The sequence below is a fragment of the Halobacillus andaensis genome (genome assembly GCF_014636475.1).
In the GTDB taxonomy this organism is placed as follows: domain Bacteria; phylum Bacillota; class Bacilli; order Bacillales; family Halobacillaceae; genus Halobacillus_A; species Halobacillus_A andaensis.
Genome location: NZ_BMEL01000004.1, coordinates 579615 through 597500, shown reverse-complemented (window position 1 = coordinate 597500; position 17886 = coordinate 579615). Strand labels below are relative to the sequence as shown.

At 39.2% G+C, this 17886-nt stretch carries 18 protein-coding genes, 1 riboswitch and 1 other annotated feature; of the genes, 4 read left to right on the top strand and 14 right to left on the bottom strand.

Going from position 1 to position 17886, the window contains the following annotated elements:
- Positions 1–268 precede the first annotated feature (268 nt).
- The 4 genes from IEV27_RS17685 to IEV27_RS17670 all read right to left on the bottom strand — a co-directional run bounded on the left by IEV27_RS17685 (position 269) and on the right by IEV27_RS17670 (position 4849).
- The gene (locus IEV27_RS17685) at positions 269–604 is read right to left on the bottom strand and encodes a rhodanese-like domain-containing protein (protein WP_229735406.1); all 336 of its coding nucleotides are present in this window, start codon (positions 602–604) and stop codon (positions 269–271) included.
- Positions 605–624: 20 nt separating this feature from the next.
- Positions 625–936 carry a rhodanese-like domain-containing protein gene (locus IEV27_RS17680; protein ID WP_188378822.1) on the bottom strand — a complete coding sequence of 104 codons (312 nt, stop codon included), beginning with the start codon at positions 934–936 and terminating at the stop codon, positions 625–627.
- A gap of 120 nt (positions 937–1056) precedes the next feature.
- Positions 1057–3471, bottom strand: a complete 2415-nt coding sequence (gene leuS, locus IEV27_RS17675; RefSeq protein WP_188378821.1) for a leucine--tRNA ligase — start codon at positions 3469–3471, stop codon at positions 1057–1059.
- Positions 3472–3552: 81 nt separating this feature from the next.
- Positions 3553–3764 (bottom strand) — a binding site (T-box leader).
- Between the two features lie 215 nt (positions 3765–3979).
- The gene (locus IEV27_RS17670; RefSeq protein WP_188378820.1) at positions 3980–4849 is read right to left on the bottom strand and encodes a WD40 repeat domain-containing protein; all 870 of its coding nucleotides are present in this window, start codon (positions 4847–4849) and stop codon (positions 3980–3982) included.
- Between the two features lie 84 nt (positions 4850–4933).
- On the opposite strand from IEV27_RS17670, the gene mnmM reads away from it, so the two are divergent.
- On the top strand, positions 4934–5506 hold the full coding sequence (mnmM, locus tag IEV27_RS17665) for a tRNA 5-(aminomethyl)-2-thiouridylate-methyltransferase MnmM (protein WP_188378819.1): 573 nt from the start codon (positions 4934–4936) through the stop codon (positions 5504–5506).
- A 1-nt stretch (position 5507) separates the two neighbouring features.
- Here mnmM and tbcS read toward each other — a convergent pair whose 3' ends face one another.
- Both tbcS and IEV27_RS17655 read right to left on the bottom strand, forming a co-directional pair.
- Positions 5508–6581, bottom strand: a complete 1074-nt coding sequence (gene tbcS / locus IEV27_RS17660) for a tetraprenyl-beta-curcumene synthase (RefSeq protein WP_507762590.1) — start codon at positions 6579–6581, stop codon at positions 5508–5510.
- 18 nt (positions 6582–6599) lie between these two features.
- Positions 6600–7370, bottom strand: coding sequence for an alpha/beta hydrolase (locus IEV27_RS17655; protein ID WP_188378818.1), 771 nt, complete (start codon positions 7368–7370; stop codon positions 6600–6602).
- A 64-nt stretch (positions 7371–7434) separates the two neighbouring features.
- On the opposite strand from IEV27_RS17655, the gene IEV27_RS17650 reads away from it, so the two are divergent.
- Positions 7435–7941, top strand: a complete 507-nt coding sequence (locus IEV27_RS17650) for a gamma carbonic anhydrase (protein ID WP_188378817.1) — start codon at positions 7435–7437, stop codon at positions 7939–7941.
- A gap of 39 nt (positions 7942–7980) precedes the next feature.
- Here IEV27_RS17650 and metK read toward each other — a convergent pair whose 3' ends face one another.
- Together metK and IEV27_RS17640 are read right to left on the bottom strand one after the other, a co-directional pair.
- The gene (gene metK / locus IEV27_RS17645; protein ID WP_188378816.1) at positions 7981–9180 is read right to left on the bottom strand and encodes a methionine adenosyltransferase; all 1200 of its coding nucleotides are present in this window, start codon (positions 9178–9180) and stop codon (positions 7981–7983) included.
- A gap of 193 nt (positions 9181–9373) precedes the next feature.
- Positions 9374–9491: riboswitch (SAM riboswitch) on the bottom strand.
- Positions 9492–9639: 148 nt separating this feature from the next.
- Entirely contained in the window at positions 9640–9927 is a 288-nt protein-coding gene (locus tag IEV27_RS17640; protein WP_188378815.1) for a DCC1-like thiol-disulfide oxidoreductase family protein, read from the bottom strand.
- A 152-nt stretch (positions 9928–10079) separates the two neighbouring features.
- Here IEV27_RS17640 and pckA point away from each other — a divergent pair, with 152 nt between their 5' ends.
- Positions 10080–11672, top strand: a complete 1593-nt coding sequence (gene pckA / locus IEV27_RS17635) for a phosphoenolpyruvate carboxykinase (ATP) (protein ID WP_188378814.1) — start codon at positions 10080–10082, stop codon at positions 11670–11672.
- Between the two features lie 60 nt (positions 11673–11732).
- Here the strand turns inward: pckA and ytkD are convergent, their stop codons facing one another.
- Positions 11733–12212, bottom strand: a complete 480-nt coding sequence (ytkD, locus tag IEV27_RS17630) for an RNA deprotection pyrophosphohydrolase (protein ID WP_188378813.1) — start codon at positions 12210–12212, stop codon at positions 11733–11735.
- Positions 12213–12390: 178 nt separating this feature from the next.
- Here ytkD and IEV27_RS17625 point away from each other — a divergent pair, with 178 nt between their 5' ends.
- Positions 12391–13212: a DUF6612 family protein gene (locus IEV27_RS17625; RefSeq protein ID WP_188378812.1), complete on the top strand. Its 822-nt coding sequence runs from the start codon at positions 12391–12393 to the stop codon at positions 13210–13212.
- A gap of 15 nt (positions 13213–13227) precedes the next feature.
- Here the strand turns inward: IEV27_RS17625 and IEV27_RS17620 are convergent, their stop codons facing one another.
- From IEV27_RS17620 to menB, 5 genes are all read right to left on the bottom strand, one after another.
- Complete coding sequence (locus tag IEV27_RS17620) at positions 13228–13569, bottom strand: hydrolase (RefSeq protein ID WP_188378811.1); 342 nt, start codon at positions 13567–13569, stop codon at positions 13228–13230.
- 57 nt (positions 13570–13626) lie between these two features.
- Positions 13627–14379 carry an IucA/IucC family C-terminal-domain containing protein gene (locus IEV27_RS17615; RefSeq protein WP_188378810.1) on the bottom strand — a complete coding sequence of 251 codons (753 nt, stop codon included), beginning with the start codon at positions 14377–14379 and terminating at the stop codon, positions 13627–13629.
- Positions 14380–14401: 22 nt separating this feature from the next.
- Entirely contained in the window at positions 14402–15505 is a 1104-nt protein-coding gene (gene menC, locus IEV27_RS17610; protein ID WP_188378809.1) for an o-succinylbenzoate synthase, read from the bottom strand.
- Positions 15492–16973 carry an o-succinylbenzoate--CoA ligase gene (locus IEV27_RS17605; protein ID WP_188378808.1) on the bottom strand — a complete coding sequence of 494 codons (1482 nt, stop codon included), beginning with the start codon at positions 16971–16973 and terminating at the stop codon, positions 15492–15494. Before IEV27_RS17605 ends, menC begins: the two co-directional genes overlap by 14 nt.
- Before the next feature lie 94 nt (positions 16974–17067).
- Entirely contained in the window at positions 17068–17886 is an 819-nt protein-coding gene (menB, locus tag IEV27_RS17600; protein ID WP_188378807.1) for a 1,4-dihydroxy-2-naphthoyl-CoA synthase, read from the bottom strand.

The window sequence follows — 17886 nt, the reverse complement described above, 5'->3', positions numbered from 1 at the left end:
CTTCTATACTATAGAAAGAAATCTTGACGTACTGGTTGGTTCGTTCAGTTTTCAAAGATCAATCACTGCCTTGCGACAGTAAATAAATTCTATCATAGTTCATCAAAATATGTCAATACTATTGAAAGATTTTCTCTCAAAATGATTGATTGATAGAACCTAGCCGCTCAAATGAGCAACGTTAACTATCATAACTAAAACTAAGCGAGAAGTCAACAATAAAAACAAAAAATCCAAAGCAAAATCCAGCTTTGGATTTTTCATACTATTACACTGCTTTTACATAATAAATCGTTTTCCCTCTTTTTCTGCGAATCATTCGAGCTGCAAGTTTTGCGCCTCGTTTATCGTCAGTAACTAAGAGTATATCTTTCGTACACTGAAAACGGTCCTTTAATGCCCGTTGCAAATAACTTAATGGAATATTTTCTGCACCTGGATAAGGAGAACGATGGGCAGATATATAGTCACGTATGTCAATTACACAAAAATTATCGCGAGAAGCCGATTGATTTGTGAATGGTTTTAAAACAAAAGTTTGATAAAGACCTCTGAACATTATAAAAAACAAGAACCCGATTACCACGACACTAAATTCCAGCATTATATAAGCCCTTCCTTACCTTAGAATACTAGTTCGCCTTTCCAATTTAACATTCCGCCTTCAAGGTTATGAACTTTTTGGAAGCCTTTTTCGTTAAGAAATTCGGATGCATTCATACTTCTTCTTCCTGACCTGCAGACCATAACATATTCTTTATTTGGATCTAGCTTATTAACTTCCTCCGGTACATTTCCTAATGGAATATGCTGTGCGGTGGGGATCATCCCTTGAGCTACTTCTTCATTTTCACGAACATCTATTATATTAAGATCTTTATTTTCATCTAAAGCTTTTTGCAATTCTTCAGGTGTCATAACGTTAACTTCACTCATTAAAAATCCTCCTTCAATAAGGTACTTCCATTTTTATTTTATTAAATTAATGAAACTAGTCAAGAAATTAAACCCGTACATTAAAGACTATCCCCTAACAAAGAGGATAGTCTTTAAAGGTTAGTTAGCTACAATATTAACTAGTTTTCCTGGTACAGCAATTACTTTACGTACTGTTTTTCCTTCTAGCCATTCTTGGATATTTGAATGCTCTAAAGCAGCTTTTTCAAGATCTTCTTTTGACGCGTCTGCACTAACCATCATTTTGGCTCGAACTTTACCCATAACTTGAATAACCACTTCTACTTCGTCTTCCACCAGTTTAGACTCGTCATACGTCGGCCATTGTTCGTAACTTATACTTTCCGTATGACCCAGTAAATCCCAGAGCTCTTCAGCTAAATGAGGGGCTACGGGAGATAGAAGCTTTACGAAACCTTCTACATATTCTTTAGGAATTTCTTCTGCTTTATACCCTTCATTAATAAACACCATCATTTGGGATATCCCAGTATTAAAACGAAGTTCCTCAAAGTTTTCGGTCACCTTCTGAACAGTCTCGTGATAAGTTCTTTCCATTGATGAGTCATTGCTAGTTTCCTTAACTACACTAGCAAGCTCCCTTTCTTCAGTAAATAGTCTCCATACACGATCTAAGAATCTTCTAGCACCGTCCAAACCATTTGTAGACCAAGCAATTGATGCTTCTAAAGGTCCCATAAACATCTCATACAACCGCAGGGTATCTGCTCCGTGTGTGTACACGATGTCATCAGGGTTTACAACGTTTCCTTTAGACTTACTCATCTTCTCGTTTCCTTCGCCTAATATCATTCCTTGGTTAAATAGTTTTTGGAACGGTTCCTTAGTAGGTACAACTCCAACGTCATACAAAACTTTGTGCCAAAAACGGGCATAAAGCAGATGTAATACAGCATGCTCTGCCCCGCCTATATATACATCGATAGGCAGCCATTTTTTCAGTTTCTCATAGTCTGCAAAAGCCTCATCGTTTAGCGGGTCTATATAACGAAGGAAGTACCAGCAGCTTCCTGCCCACTGTGGCATTGTGTTTGTTTCACGTCGTCCTTTCATCCCTGTTTCAGGATCAACGACGTTTACCCATTCATCAATATTGGCCAATGGGGATTCTCCGGTTCCTGATGGTTTAATTTTTGAAGTTTTTGGTAAGCGAATAGGCAGTTCTTGCTCAGGGACAGCTGTAATGGAGCCATCTTCCCAGTGGATCACTGGAATCGGCTCTCCCCAATAACGCTGACGGCTAAATAACCAATCTCTTAGTCGGTAAGTTGTTTTTCTTTTTCCTTTATTGTTTTCTTCAAGCCAATGTATAGACTTTTCAATGGCATCTTCTTTATCTAATCCATTTAACATACCTGAGTTGATGTGCTTCCCATCCCCAGTATATGCTTCTTCTTCAATATCTCCGCCTTCAACAACAGCTATGATCGGCAAATCATACTTACTAGCGAATTCATAGTCACGTTCGTCATGAGCGGGTACAGCCATTATTGCGCCGCTTCCATAACTCATTAAAACGTAATCCGCAACCCATATCGGTAATTTATTTCCATCAATTGGATTAATGGCATACGCCCCAGTGAATACACCAGTTTTATCCTTTGCTAGATCTGTTCTTTCTAATTCACTTTTGTTTTGAGCGTCATGGATATATTGATTAACTTGTTCTTTTTGTTCAGACGTTACAATTTGATCAACTAAAGGGTGCTCCGGTGCTAGTACAGCATAGGTCGCTCCATAGAGTGTATCCGGACGAGTTGTAAACACGTCGAATGTAGCATTATGATGAGCAATTTCAAAAACAACTTCAGCCCCTTCAGATTTTCCAATCCAGTTTCGCTGCATATCTTTTATGCTCTCTGGCCAATCCAAATCTTCAAGATCTTCTAATAAGCGATCCGCATACTCTGTAATTTTCAACATCCATTGTTTCATTGGGCGACGTTCCACAGGGTGTCCGCCTCGTTCACTCTTTCCATCGATCACTTCTTCATTAGCAAGCACTGTACCCAGTGCTGGGCACCAGTTCACAGCTACTTCATCTATATAAGCCAATCCTTTTTCATAAAGCTTAAGGAATATCCATTGAGTCCACTTGTAATAATGAGGGTCTGTCGTACTAATTTCACGATCCCAGTCGTAAGAAAAACCCAATTCTTGGATTTGCCTCTTAAACGTTTGAATGTTTTGTTTAGTAAATTCTTCAGGATCATTGCCTGTATCAAGAGCATACTGCTCTGCAGGCAGTCCAAACGCGTCCCATCCGATGGGATGCAAAACTTCGTACCCTTGCATCCTTTTCATTCGGGATAGAATATCAGTAGCCGTATAACCCTCTGGGTGTCCTACATGAAGCCCAGCCCCTGATGGGTAAGGAAACATATCTAAAGCGTAAAATTTCTTCTTACTTGATTCCGCATCCGTTTTAAACGTTTTATTTTCTAACCAGTAGGTTTGCCATTTCTTTTCAATCGATTTATGATCAAATGCCATTTGCCTTCCTCCTCATTAATAAACTCAGTAAGTATCTTTTAAAATCTACAATGATAAATAAAAAAAGCCACTCATCCCTAAATAAGGGACGAGAGACTTCTCCCGCGGTACCACCCAAATTAACGTTTTCACGTTCACTTGTAATCGATATCGGTGATTAAACCGGAAGAAGCTTACAGTTTCACTTCTTCGACATCCAAGGTGAGTTCATAAAGGCCCAAGAACAACTTCCACCATCCGCTGCCTCTCTATAACTTGAGATCTTTATTACTATTCCTTTTCAACGTCGTTACATATCTATTCTGTATATTATTGAATGCAAAAGTCTTTGTCAAGTTCTCACGTTTATAAAGAGATTAAATCTGGGAACATATGCGACAAAGGAGGTATTATATGAAGAAACCTATTCGTAAGACGGACAGCCCTCCAAAAAATGGTTTAAAACGTACAATAAACACACCAAAACGAGTCGTACAATCCGAAAATAAGTATCGAGATAAATAGAGCTTTATAATTGAACGAGTTTTATCGTTTTATCCGCAGATGCTATAGCCAATTGCTTCCCTCCAGGTAGGTAGTCAACACAGTAATTTCCTTTTGCAGGGAGATCATAGTGTTGCATTTTTAAATTGTCTAATTGAACTCTGGTTAATCGATAAGGCATGGCTATAGCTACCTCTTTTTCATCTGGGGAAATCGCAATTGTATAATAGCCTTCATTACCTATAGAGTAAGACTCTAGCTTTTGGTGCGCCTGCATGTCCCACAGAATTAACCTCCCATCATACCCTGCAGACACACCATGACGATCCCCATCAAAAAATTCAACCTTCATAGTAGCCTGCTCGTGCCCTTCAAATTCTTCTAACACTTCTCCCGAAGGTATTAAAAAACGTCTCAGCTTTGGACCAACCCCACCGATAATGGCATGATGTTCTTGGCTGGCAGTGGCTAAAACCCCACTATTTTGCTGGTCACTTTTCAACTTTTGCACTACATCCTCTTCAGGCCATTCTCTAACTCTTAACATTGATGATTTGTCACTTGTTAATAAATAGCGTCCATCATATGTAAACCGCAGATGGCTGACTCCTGACTTTAAATCCTGCCAGCTTTTAAAAGGGGAGGAGGCAGAGACTTCATGCATGAGTATCTTTCCATCCCCTGAGGCTGAAATCAGCTTCCGTCCATTCTCTATCCATTGAATACAATTAACCGTTTTCAGATGACCGTTGTATTCCTGAATTTTTTCTTGTGTATCCACATCCCATAAAAACAACTCTCCATTAAACCCTGCTGAAAGAAGAAATCGTTCTTCAGGATGATATTTTAATTGATTGACATGCGAAGAATGAGCCTTTATAGATTGTATAATCATTAATCCTCTCCCTTTCTTTTATAAACGTAACGGTTCATGCTAAAATAATTCAGTATTTAGTACAACTTAAAGGAGCCCGCATTTATGAAATTAAAACGAGTTCTACCATATGCTCATGAATTAATAAAAGAAGCGCTAGTGGAAGGGGATGTAGCTATTGACGGTACTTGTGGGAATGGACATGATACGGTGCAATTATGTAAGCTTGTAGGTCAAACAGGACACGTATACGGATACGACATTCAGAAGCAGGCGATTGACCATACACTAGAGAGACTGCAGAGCAACCATTTAGCTGATCGATCTACACTCTTTCAAGTCAGTCATGACCAAATTGAATCGACCATTCCTAAAGAAGGTCTCTCTCGTCTAAAAGCAGCCATCTTCAACTTAGGTTACCTCCCGGGCAGTGACAAATCAGTTGTAACTAAACCTGACCGAACTATTTCGTCGGTGAAATTAATTTTGGAGCACTTACATCCCGGAGGTCTCATTGTATTAGTGGTTTATCACGGCCATCCAGGAGGCGAAGAAGAAAAGGATGCCCTCCTTCAGTATGTTCAATGCCTAGACCAAAAAGATTACAGCGTACTGCAATATGGATTTATCAATCAGAAAAATTCACCTCCATTTATTATTGCCATTGAAAAGAAATAATTCAGGACTGAATGGCTCTTAGTTTGTTATACATTTTAGTATTGAAGTAAAAGAAAGTGGCTTTCTTTCCACTAGCACGCAGGAGTGATTTCACAAATCCCTTTGCTTGGTTTATTGTTTTTACTTTATGATCTGCTAAATATAAGCCTACTAGTCCCTCATGGATCATTTCGTGAAATGAAGGGTGCGGCAAGCTTTTAATTGAGCGATTGGTTTGTTCGACGAAATAAACGAATCGCTCTCTCATTAATTCTTCATGTTCATAGTACGCACAAAAGTTTAAATCTCCTTCTTTCGCATCTTCTTCTTGATCGATATAGTAATCAAGCAAGATATGGAGACCTTGCATATAAGGAAAGTAACTGCATGTAATTCTCTCAGCTAATTGGTCCGTCATATCACCGCTAAGTGTATAGGAGACTAAACAAAATATACCCAATGTGGACCCCGTACAGGCAGAGAATTCATACCATTCTAAATGCGGACATTCCTTCTGATAATGTTCAAACCAATTTTTGAGCCTTGGAATTCTTTCTTCTTCTCGTACATGTTTATGTACTTGCAGGTCGTTGTATAAACAGCCTAATTGAGTGGTATATGATTGAGCCTTATGGTAATCCTGAGCATTCCTCAGTACCTTTTGACACGTCAGCACTAAGGAATTTAAATAACCCCCATCGTCTTTATCATCTCTATAATAATAGTAATCTTTAAGCTCATTAGATGGATTAAGAGCATCAGTCATTGAATGGTGCAGCATGCGAAAATCCTGAGGATCCATTGAAGTACTTCGGTCACACAGGTTATCTAAATAGTCACTGATGGTTTGATAAGCCACAATAAACTGAACAGCTTCCCTCCAATTTTCTTTAGCAAGAAGAGAATAGATCCCTCCGCCCTCACAATGAAATGTTTTTAATTTAATGCTAGCTACTGCCTGGGCTTTTAATTCTTGGTTTGGGATGGCTTCAGCTTTTTTTCTCCACAGATTTAATTGTTTGTGAACATAAGGAAAAACTTGCTTATAGACGCGAACCATTAATGGGAATGCATGTGTAGGAACTCTCTCACCCACATCAACCCCTCCTTTTACTTACTGCTTGATCAGTTGCTGTTGTATAAAATTATACAAATAAAGGTATGATTGCTGCCACTTTACTTCATTAAATATTTCATGATAGAAGCCGGGCCACTCTTTATAAGATTTCTCCGAAGTACACACTAAATTGAACCATTGATATGTTTGTTGGCGATCTACGATCAGGTCATCTCCCGCCTGCATAATAAGTAATGGAAGATCAGGGAAACTCTTTACTTCTTTAAAAGCTTTCTTAATCGAGCGTTGAAATTCGATGTACCATCTGATCGACACTTTATCAATGATTAAGGGATCACTTCGATCACTATCAATCATTTCTTGATTGGTGGTAACCGTTTCTGGTGCTAAAGACGAAGAAACTCTAAAGGAAGGCCAAACGATATTCAATCCTCTCGATAAAACTTCCATTGGTTTGCTCGCTCCATTTTTTATACTAAAGGCTGGAGAGGATAATATAACGCCATCTACATGTATTTTTAATTGTTGAAGCGTCCTTGTTACAATAAGTCCCCCCATACTATGCCCTAACAAAAAAACAGGTAAGTCTTCATCAGCCTCTTCGACCCATTCGCTTACTTTTTGTATGTAATCATTAAAGGATCGAATATGACCTTTCTTGCCTTCTGACCTGCCTTGACCCGGAAGATCATTAATCTTAACTTCAAATCCGTCCTGTTCTAGCTTTTTTACTAAATGAGAATAGCGGCCTGCGTGTTCAAAGGCTCCATGCACAATGATGATCGTAGCTCTTTTTTCACCTGTCATTCCATCGTTCTCCCCATCCTCTATTTGTTATACTGAATTTATCATAATTATAAGGGGGTTCGCTATGATTTGCGAATATAAAGGAAAGAGGCCAACGATAGATAAAAGTGCATTTATTGCTGAAGATGCAGTGATTACAGGGGATGTTACGATCGGATCCTCATCGAGCGTTTGGTTTAAAACAGTCATTAGGGGAGATGTCGCTCCTGTTTATATTGGAAAAGAAGTAAATATCCAAGACCTAAGCATGCTCCACCAAAGCCCTAATATACCCCTGAAAATAGAAGATGGAGTAACGGTAGGACATCAAGTTACTTTACATTCTGCCCACATAAAAAAGAATGCACTCATTGGTATGGGATCAATAATTTTAGATGGAGCTGAAATTGGTGAACAAGCTTTTGTAGGTGCCGGGAGTCTTGTCCCACCCGGAAAGGTTATCCCTCCACGCACCTTGGCTTTAGGACGACCAGCAAAAGTCGTACGTAATTTAACTGAAGACGATTACAAAGAACTGGATCGGATAAGAGCCAGCTATGTTGAAAAAGGCCAAATTTACAAAAACATGTAATCTAAATAAAATGAGCGCCGTTTATAAACGGCGCTCATTTTATTTGGTTAACATTTCTTTTAAAAAGGCTGCTTTATCCGTTTGTTCCCAAGGGAATGCAACATCTGTACGACCAAAATGACCGTACGCTGCTGTTTGACGATAAATGGGGCGTCTAAGGTCAAGCATTTTTATAATACCTGCCGGTCGTAAGTCAAACAATTCTCTAACAGCTGAAACAAGCGACTCTTCAGATACTTTACCTGTCCCGAAGGTGTTGATCGAAATAGATACTGGCTGAGCTACTCCAATAGCGTAAGCAAGCTGTACTTCACAGGATTCAGCTAGTTTCGCAGCTACAATGTTTTTTGCTACGTAACGGGCGGCGTAGGCTGCTGAACGGTCTACCTTAGTTGCATCTTTCCCACTAAAAGCCCCTCCGCCGTGGCGAGCATATCCTCCGTACGTGTCTACAATAATCTTTCTTCCGGTTAATCCTGCATCTCCTTGAGGTCCACCGATCACAAATCGTCCAGTAGGATTAATGAAATACTTGGTTTCTTCGTCAATCAGTTGACTAGGAACAACAGGGTTAATAACATGTTTCTTTAAATCGTGCTGAATTTGCTCTAAGGTAATTTCTTCTGCGTGCTGAGTTGAAATAACAATTGTATCTACTCTTACAGGCTGATCATTTTCATCATACTCGATGGTAACTTGAGTTTTGCCATCAGGGCGTAAGTAACTTAAGGTTCCGTCATTTCTTACGTCAGAAAGGCGTTTTGCAATTTTGTGAGCTAATGAAATAGGAAGAGGCATCAGTTCTTTGGTTTCGTTATTCGCAAAACCAAACATTAAACCTTGATCTCCTGCACCTATAGCTTCAATTTCATCATCACTCATTTGTCCTTCTCTAGATTCCAATGCTACATCCACACCACCAGCAATATCTGGTGACTGCTCATCTATAGCCGTTAGTACGGCGCAAGTATCGGCATCAAAACCATACTTAGCTCTCGTATAGCCAATTTCTTTTATTGTTCTTCGAACGATCGCGGGAATATCCACGTAAGTATTCGTACTAATTTCTCCAGACACTAAAACGAGTCCTGTTGTTACAGTCGTTTCACATGCCACCCTGGCATTTGGGTCGTTTTTTAAAATTTCATCTAATATCGCATCAGAAATTTGGTCGCAGATTTTATCTGGGTGCCCCTCTGTTACTGATTCTGATGTGAATAACCGGCGATTAGCAGGCATTCTTTAAAACTCCTCCTTCTGTAAATACAAAGTTTGGACGGAACTCTTTCCAGTATGTTTATAGAAGTTTAACTTAAAGTAATACTTCTCGTTTTGTTCTTATAGTTAAATAAATTATTATATGAAAGGATGTACGCTGTACACATAAGAAAAACCCTTCCTTCTAAAAGAGGAAAGGTGCTTATTCCTTTCGCTCTTATCGTCCAAGATCTCCTTTAAATAGGGACCTTGCTGCAGGTTGGCACCATGTCAGATTACTGACGGGTTGCCGGGTTTCATTGGGCCTGTCCCTCCACCACTCTGGATAAGAGAGTATCCGTTCGGACTAATAGTATCGAAATCCCGTAACCATGTCAATTAGTTTTCCCCTTATAAAAGGGAACTGGATCCGTTTTTGCAGCGTTTTTTAAATAGTTTATAACGATTCTTAGTGAGCCATTGATAAATTTGATTTCCTATTTATATTCCGGGTATAGAGATCATGAGACCTATGTATAAAGTTAGAGGCATTCTTAGAAATAAATACCTTATTGCTTGATAGCCTTTAAGAGTATTCCCTCCTGAAGTCACTAAATGAATTTCTTTCGTTAAACTCTCCCTGGTAAAAGATTCAAACTCAGAAATGTCCTCAAAATTTTGCAGCGATTCCCATCGTAAGACGTGAAACCAATCCAACAGTTCAAATGCCCTTTTGCTCTGTTGACACAAATAGCAGTTTTCAACATAAACGGTTTTCACTTTGCTCATTACTTCACGTCCCTTCAATAACATTATAGCTCTATGAGTAATAAAATAAAAAGAAAGCAATTTCAATTAATAGTATGGACTAATAAATTGAATGTGTTATACTTTATCTCAAAGTAGCACTAAATCTTTAAAGTAAAGGCGGGTAGACACATATGAGCGCAATTAATCAGATGTCTGATTTATCTCAACTATTAAATGAACCCAATGTTCATCACCAGTTATCAGTCCCACAACTAGTAGAAAAAATACTTTCACGTAATGAAGGCACACTGACTAATAGTGGAGCGGTTCAAGCGACTACTGGTGAATATACCGGTCGGTCTCCACACGATAAATTTATTGTTAAGGATGAAGAATCTGCCGAAAATGTAAATTGGGGAAAAGTCAATCAGTCCATTGACGAACTCACCTTTATAAAGCTTTATCATAAGGTGTTGGACTATTTAAAAAAACGTGATGAACTTTTTGTATTTAACGGTTTTGCCGGTGCAGACGAAAGATACCGCCTACCTTTACGAGTGATAAATGAATTCGCCTGGCATAACTTATTTGCTCACCAAATGTTTATTCGTCCTGACCAAAACGATTTAGATCACCATGATGCTGAATTTACTGTCATCTCTGCACCAACTTTCAAAGCTGATCCGGAGGTAGATGGTACAAACTCAGAAGCTTTCATCATGATTTCCTTTAAGCACCGAGTCGTGCTCATCGGAGGAACGGAATATGCCGGTGAAATCAAAAAATCTATTTTTTCTGTTATGAACTATGTATTACCTAAACAAAACGTTCTCTCTATGCACTGTTCAGCTAATGTCGGTAAAGAAGGAGATGTCGCTCTTTTCTTTGGGCTTTCAGGAACGGGAAAAACAACTTTATCGGCAGATCCAGATCGTAAACTAATTGGAGATGACGAACATGCCTGGTCGAATTACGGGATCTCTAATATAGAAGGTGGCTGCTATGCAAAATGCATCAACCTTTCTTATGAGAAAGAACCTCAAATTTTTGATGCTATTCATTTTGGCGCTGTATTGGAGAATGTTATTTTACAAGAAGGATCACACCAGCCTGATTATGACAACACAACGTTAACCGAAAATACGAGAGCCGCCTATCCGCTCCACCATATTAAAAACACCGTTGTTCCAAGTGTGGCGGGTCATCCAAATGCGATCGTTTTCCTTACGGCTGATGCAACAGGCGTGCTGCCCCCTATAAGTAAGTTAACGAAAGAACAAGCGATGTACCATTTTCTGAGTGGCTATACTAGCAAGTTGGCAGGTACAGAACGGGGGGTAACTTCCCCACAGGCAACGTTCTCCGCTTGTTTCGGATCCCCTTTTCTTCCATTAGCTCCTTCTGTTTACGCAGAAATGCTCGGAGAAAAAATAGACCAGTTTAATTCTGACGTGTATTTAGTAAATACTGGATGGACGGGTGGTCCTTACGGAGAAGGTCAGCGAATGAAACTTACCTACACACGAGCGATGATTCACGCTGCACTCGAAGGTGAATTAAATTCCGCTGACACGTATACGGATCCTGTATTCGGTTTAAACATTCCTGTTCATTGTCCAGGAGTACCTGATGAAGTATTAATTCCAAGGAAAACGTGGGATGATCCTAAAGCATACGATGAAAAAGCTCATGAACTAGCCAATCAATTCCATGAGAATTTTAAGAAGTTTAAGCATGCAAGTTCTGAGATTGCTAATGCAGGGCCGAATTACGGCAAAGAATAATTATTGTTTCCTCATTTCCTCAATATATAGAAAAAACCGTGCATTAGTTGCACGGTTTTTTTAATGAGAGTCCTTATATTTATTTTTGATGACTTTTAAGCACTCAGTTAAAACTTCATCCTTCATCATGAAGCTATAAAGAGCGTTGCTTTTTATGCTTTCTGGTAAATGATCAAGCAATATAGGGCCCTCTGTTTCGTAGTAATGAGGCTGCTCAATAAGTTCTGAAATCGTCGCGTAGTAGACATTTTTAACAATGGTGCCGCCTTTACCTGCTACATAATACTGCCCAATATAGTACAGGTTCTCCACCTCGGCCCCCGTTTCTTCTTTTACTTCGCGCACAGCTGCATCTTTAGCTCCTTCTCCTTTTTCGACTTTGCCGCCAGGAAATTCTAGACCTCTATCTTTATGCTTTGTAAGAAGCCACTGGTTCTTAAATCGGCAAATAACCCAAACATGCTTAGGCGCAGTTGAGAATGGGTGATCCTCAAAAGAGAGTTTCACTTGATTCCTGTAATAATCATAAAAAGTTTTCACGTTAGATCATCTGCCTTTAATATCTAGTTATGTACTTCTGCATTAAATCGTATCATAAGCACTACTGATTAAAAACAATAGTGAATATTACACTTATGTTACACAAAATTTCACATATTTGAAACCTTTCCGCTGGTCAATCGTATTTATTCATAGCATCATTTAAAGGAGGATCCTGATGAAAAATAGTATGATTACATTGGCTGCATTCAGCCTTCTCCTTATTGTTTCTGCTTGTTCGAGTGCAGAAGGAGAGAAAGCAAAAGAAGTTTTTAAGAAATCGGCCGCAGCTTCTGAAGAGTTAGACAGCTTCTCTATGGAAATGGAAATGACTCAAAAGATGAACGTAGAATCTGAAGACTCCGAGGAAGGAATACCTGATGGAATTCCTTTACAGACAACTATGAATTCCGATATGCAAATGGATCCAGTCGCTTTTTATCAAACCGTTGAATTCATGGGCCAATCCATGGAACAGTATTATACGGAAGATGGCATGTATATGACAGTTCCTGGAGAAGAAAACTGGTATAAAGCCCCTGAAGAGCTCGTTGATCAACTGAATCAGATTAGTTCAGAAGAACAGTCCCCTGGAAATCAGCTAGAAAACCTCGAAGAATACGTAGATGAATTCAACTTAGAAGAAAAAGAAAATTCGTACCTCCTTTCTTTTAGCTCAGAAGGGGAAAACGTCCAGGCCTTAATTGAAGAATCGGTCGAGGAGATGTTCCCGGAAGGTACCATGCCGGAAGATGCTTTAGAGGGATTAACAGTTGAACAAGTAAATTACACGTTTGAAGTAGATAAAGAGAGTTATTATCCTAAACAATTGGATGCGGAAATGAACTTTACCATGAATATGGAAGGTGAAGAAACCTCTATCCATCAAACAATGAGCGGAAGTTATAGCAATTTTAATGAAGTGGGTGAAATTGAGATTCCAAGTGAGGTCATTGAACAAGCAGAAGATTTACCAGACTCCGGAAACACCCCTCAATAAAAAATCTAAGCCGCTTCAATCTTGAAGCGGCGTTTCATTATTATTCAAATCCTCCAACACACCCATCGATGAGATATGTTGTTTCGTTTTTTCATCTCCGAGATCATAGATCATACGAAAAGCTGACTTCATCCCTTCATCGAATTCATCATTGGATTGATCTCTATGGTAAGGGTCAAAAGGAACGTGAGCTCTAAAAAAAGATCTTGTGTCAGAATTGTACATTTCATCAAATACTTCTCTTAATAATAATAAGTCCTCTTCATCTGCATAAATAACGAAAACATCATTATTAGCATCATGATTAATCGATATCTCCCGAGTCCCAATATTTACATAATACGGTTTTTTATCCATTATCATAAGCCTCCTTTACTGTAGGTTTAGCAAAAATGAGACTTTTATAACGTAAAATTACTGATTGTGTAAATGCGGACAAACTTTACAATAATTACTGTCTTCATAAAGCTTATAAGAGAGGCAACAGCACTTTCTTTGCCGAGCTCCTGTTTCCAGCACAGGCTGTTTTATAAAATAAGTGAAAGGATTTGTTTTTTCTCCAAAAGCCTCTCCTGGGAGCTGCTCCACAATAAGATAAAAATCTTCCTGAAGTTTTCTTACTGTCTCACGATCATACCATTGGACCAATTCTCTTTCATAAAAACGAAACATATATATCGCTATATTTTCCCACATTACGTCCATTGAAAGTCGAGTTAACTGATTAATATGCAGGAATAAAGGTCGTACGTGCTGGGTGAAAAGGTTCGTTAGCTCATTACGCAGCCATTTGTTCCGGTTAAGTTCTCCTGGTTCACTCACTTCTTTAGAGATAAGATCCAGTTTCGGAAACCATTTTTGCTCTTCATTCGTTCGAACAAGCTTTATATTTTCCAATTTCATGTTAGGACTTTTATTAAAAAGAGTCATCATAGCTATAGGAACAGTTGCAATGTAATAGCTGTACCTTTTTGAAAGAATGGAAGCTGAAGTCAGCAGAAATTCTGATTTCATATAAGCGTGGATGTAATCAATCGTCTGCTGGACACCAGTTTTCGTCTTTAGACGTTCGCCATTTATCGATTCAAACACTTCGTCTTCAACCTCTAGAAAATATCTAAAATGCTCATGAAGAAATTGTTCTTCATGTTTTCGTAATGATCCCAAAACGCCACCTCATTTTATTCGTTTAATTCACATAAAAGTTCCATTGTCTATTAGTTAATCGAGCCACAGCTGCCCTATTAACCTCGTATCCAATGCCCGCCTCTTTAGGCACTTCAATTCTGCCTTGTTTTACTTTAATATAAGGCTGGATAATATCCTCCTCTAAATAACGCGTAGAGTGAGATAAGTCTCCGGGTATTGTAAAATTGCTTAAGGAGGCTAACGCAACATTGTGAGCTTTGGAAACGCCTGTCTCCACCATCCCCCCACACCACACCGGAATCTGATGTTCCTTACAATAATCATGAATTCGAATAGCTTCCGTTAAGCCGCCTACCCGGCTTATTTTTATATTAATCGAGCGACAACAATCCATAGCAATGGCTTGCACAGCATCTTGATAGCTTTGGATTGATTCATCTAAACAAATCGGTGTAGTGACTTCCTGCTGCAGCTGTTGATGCAAATAAAAATCGCCCGTTCTAAATGGCTGCTCAATCATTTCTAAGTCATATTGCTCCAGGCGTTTTAACCGTGGGATATCCTCTGCATTGTACATACCATTCGCGTCAATCATTAGGGGTAAATCTGGATAACGATCCCTAACATAGGAAATAGTTTCTTCTTCTTTCCCCTTTTCAACCTTCAACTTAAAACGCTCATACCCTGATTCTTGCAATTGGGCAACATCTGTTGACAAATGACTTGTTAAACTTAGTACTGCCCCCGCTTTTACGTTCTTCTGCACCCCTCCAATCATCTTAGAAAGGCTTAAATTTAACTGCTTTGCATATAAATCCCATAAAGCTCCCTCTACTCCCGCCTTAGCCATTTGATTTCCTTTTATAAAAGAAATATCCTTAGAAAACTCACTCGGGTGCGTCATCTTCTCAAAGTTAAGAGAAGGAATACAAATATCTTTAAGAATGTGCCAAGCTGTATGAATGGTTTCAGAAGTATAAAAAGGGATGGAAAACGCAGTAACCTCTCCATAGCCTATGATTCCATTTGTGTCCTCAATCGAAATTATAATGACTGACCGATCCGATAACTTTCCACTATGTGTTTGAAAGGGAGCTTTTAAAGGGATTGTGATTTCATTTAAAGTTAATTTACTTATGTTCACGGTTCTCTCCCTTTTCTATGAGTGAATGCAATTTTCTTCTTACAATTTTGTTGGAGGCATTTCTCGGAATTTCTTCTATGAATTTAATAGAAACCGGTACTTTAAATCCAGCTAATCGCTTCTTACAATATTTCTGGATCTGTCCTTCCGTTACCGAATAACCGTTACGGGTTACTACAAATGCAATGGGCACTTCCCCCCATTCTGGATGTTCGATACCGGTTACAGCAGCTTCTTGCACCCCGTCAACCTCTAAAAGAACACTCTCAATCTCAGCGGGATAAACATTCTCACCGCCTGAAATCAACATATCTTTCACTCGATCAATGACATACAAAAACCCGTCTTCATCCACATACCCTAAGTCACCTGTAGCCAAATATTCATTCTCATGAGAGGAATGACGATAGTAACCACTTGAAACCATCGGACCTTTTACATGAATTTCACCTATTTCATTAGGAGCGCAAGGTTTTCCTCCAGATCGTATTTTTAAGCTTGCAGGTGTGAGAGCTTTTCCTGCCGATCCTAACTTTTGAAAAGCGTCACTTGGACGCAGGGTTGATATTTGAGAGCTCGTTTCTGTCATTCCATACGTTTGAAAAACCGAGATATTCGATTCAAAGGCTTCTCTTAATAATGGCGCGGGAACAGGACCTCCACCTAACAACGCACCTCTAAACGTGCTGGGATACGCTTGTTTTTTATCTTTTAACAGCCTTTGCAGCATCACTGTCACGACAGATACTAAAGAAACTTGATGATGAGTGATCTTGCGATTGACGACTTCAGCATCAAATTTATCCAATAATATAATTGGCATACCGTATATAACATTTTTCATTAATAAGGAAAAACCACCCACGTGAAATAAAGGTAAGCATACCAACCATTTATCTTTATCTGTTAAACCAAGATTTAATGCAGAAGCGATCGCACTAAACCAATGGTTTCCATAAGTGTGCATAACGGCTTTAGGTTTTCCAGTCGTTCCCGAGGTATACATCATGGTAAAATATTCATCTAACCGCAGCGTTTCTCTAACCTCTATCTTTTCTTCGCTAGTGGTTAGCTGTTCTACCATTAATAGATCAATGTCTGCTTGACTTTCATCCATTGATTGTTCGCCTAACATTTTATTTTGTTCATCGACCACAAGACTACAGGAATTTGAATCTTCAATTTGAAAAGCTAACTCACTTGCCGATAACCTTATATTTAAGCATACCGCTACAGCTCCGACATAGCTTATAGCATGTATAAACAAGACATAGTCAAGGTGATTTGCTGATAAAAAAGCCACATGATCACCGGATTTTATGCCGCGGTTTAGTAAACCACTCGCAAGCTTTCGACTATAGTCCCTTAATTCTTTAAATGTTATCGATCGGTCCCCTTCCATTTCTATCGCAATAGAATCAGGCTGTAAATCATATTGTTTTTCTAACCAATGCGGGATTTCGATCATGCGATTTCCTTCTTTCCTTGCAATTAATGATTGACCTAAACAAAGGGCTCTCCCTCACCGGGAAAGCCCTTTTGAACCTTATAACGATTATATATTATGGGAAACGAGGAAACTGTTTAAAGTCGGGCTTACGTTTTTCCTTAAACGAGTCGCGGCCTTCCTTCGCTTCTTCAGTTGTATAATACAGTAAGGTCGCATCCCCGCCCATTTGCTGCAGGCCAGCTAAACCATCTGTATCCGCATTAAAGGAAGCTTTAAGGAAACGTAGCGCTGTTGGCGATTTCTCCAACATCTCTCTTCCCCATTGTACGATTTCGTCTTCTAATTGATCTAATGGTACGACCGTATTGACGAGACCCATATCTAATGCTTCTTTAGCACTGTATTGACGGCATAAATACCAAATTTCGCGCGCCTTCTTATGACCAACAATACGAGCTAGTAACCCTGCGCCATATCCAGCATCGAAACTACCCACTTTAGGTCCTGTTTGTCCGAAGATTGCATTATCCGCTGCAATGGTTAAATCGCACACGATATGTAGTACGTGTCCACCACCAATAGCATATCCTGATACTTCAGCAACAACCGGCTTAGGAATTACACGAATTAAGCGCTGTAAGTCTAATACATTCAAACGAGGAATGTGATCATCACCTACATAACCACCGTGTCCTCTCACACTTTGATCTCCTCCTGAGCAAAATGCGTCATCCCCAGCACCTGCTAATACAATGACACCAATATTTGAATCGTCGCGTGCATATGCAAATGCATCAATTAGCTCTTGGACTGTCTTTGGACGAAATGCGTTCCGCACCTCTGGACGATTTATTGTTATTCTTGCGATCCCTTCAAACGTTTGATAAAGAATGTCTTCATATTCTCGTTCTGAAACCCAATCGTACTTCAT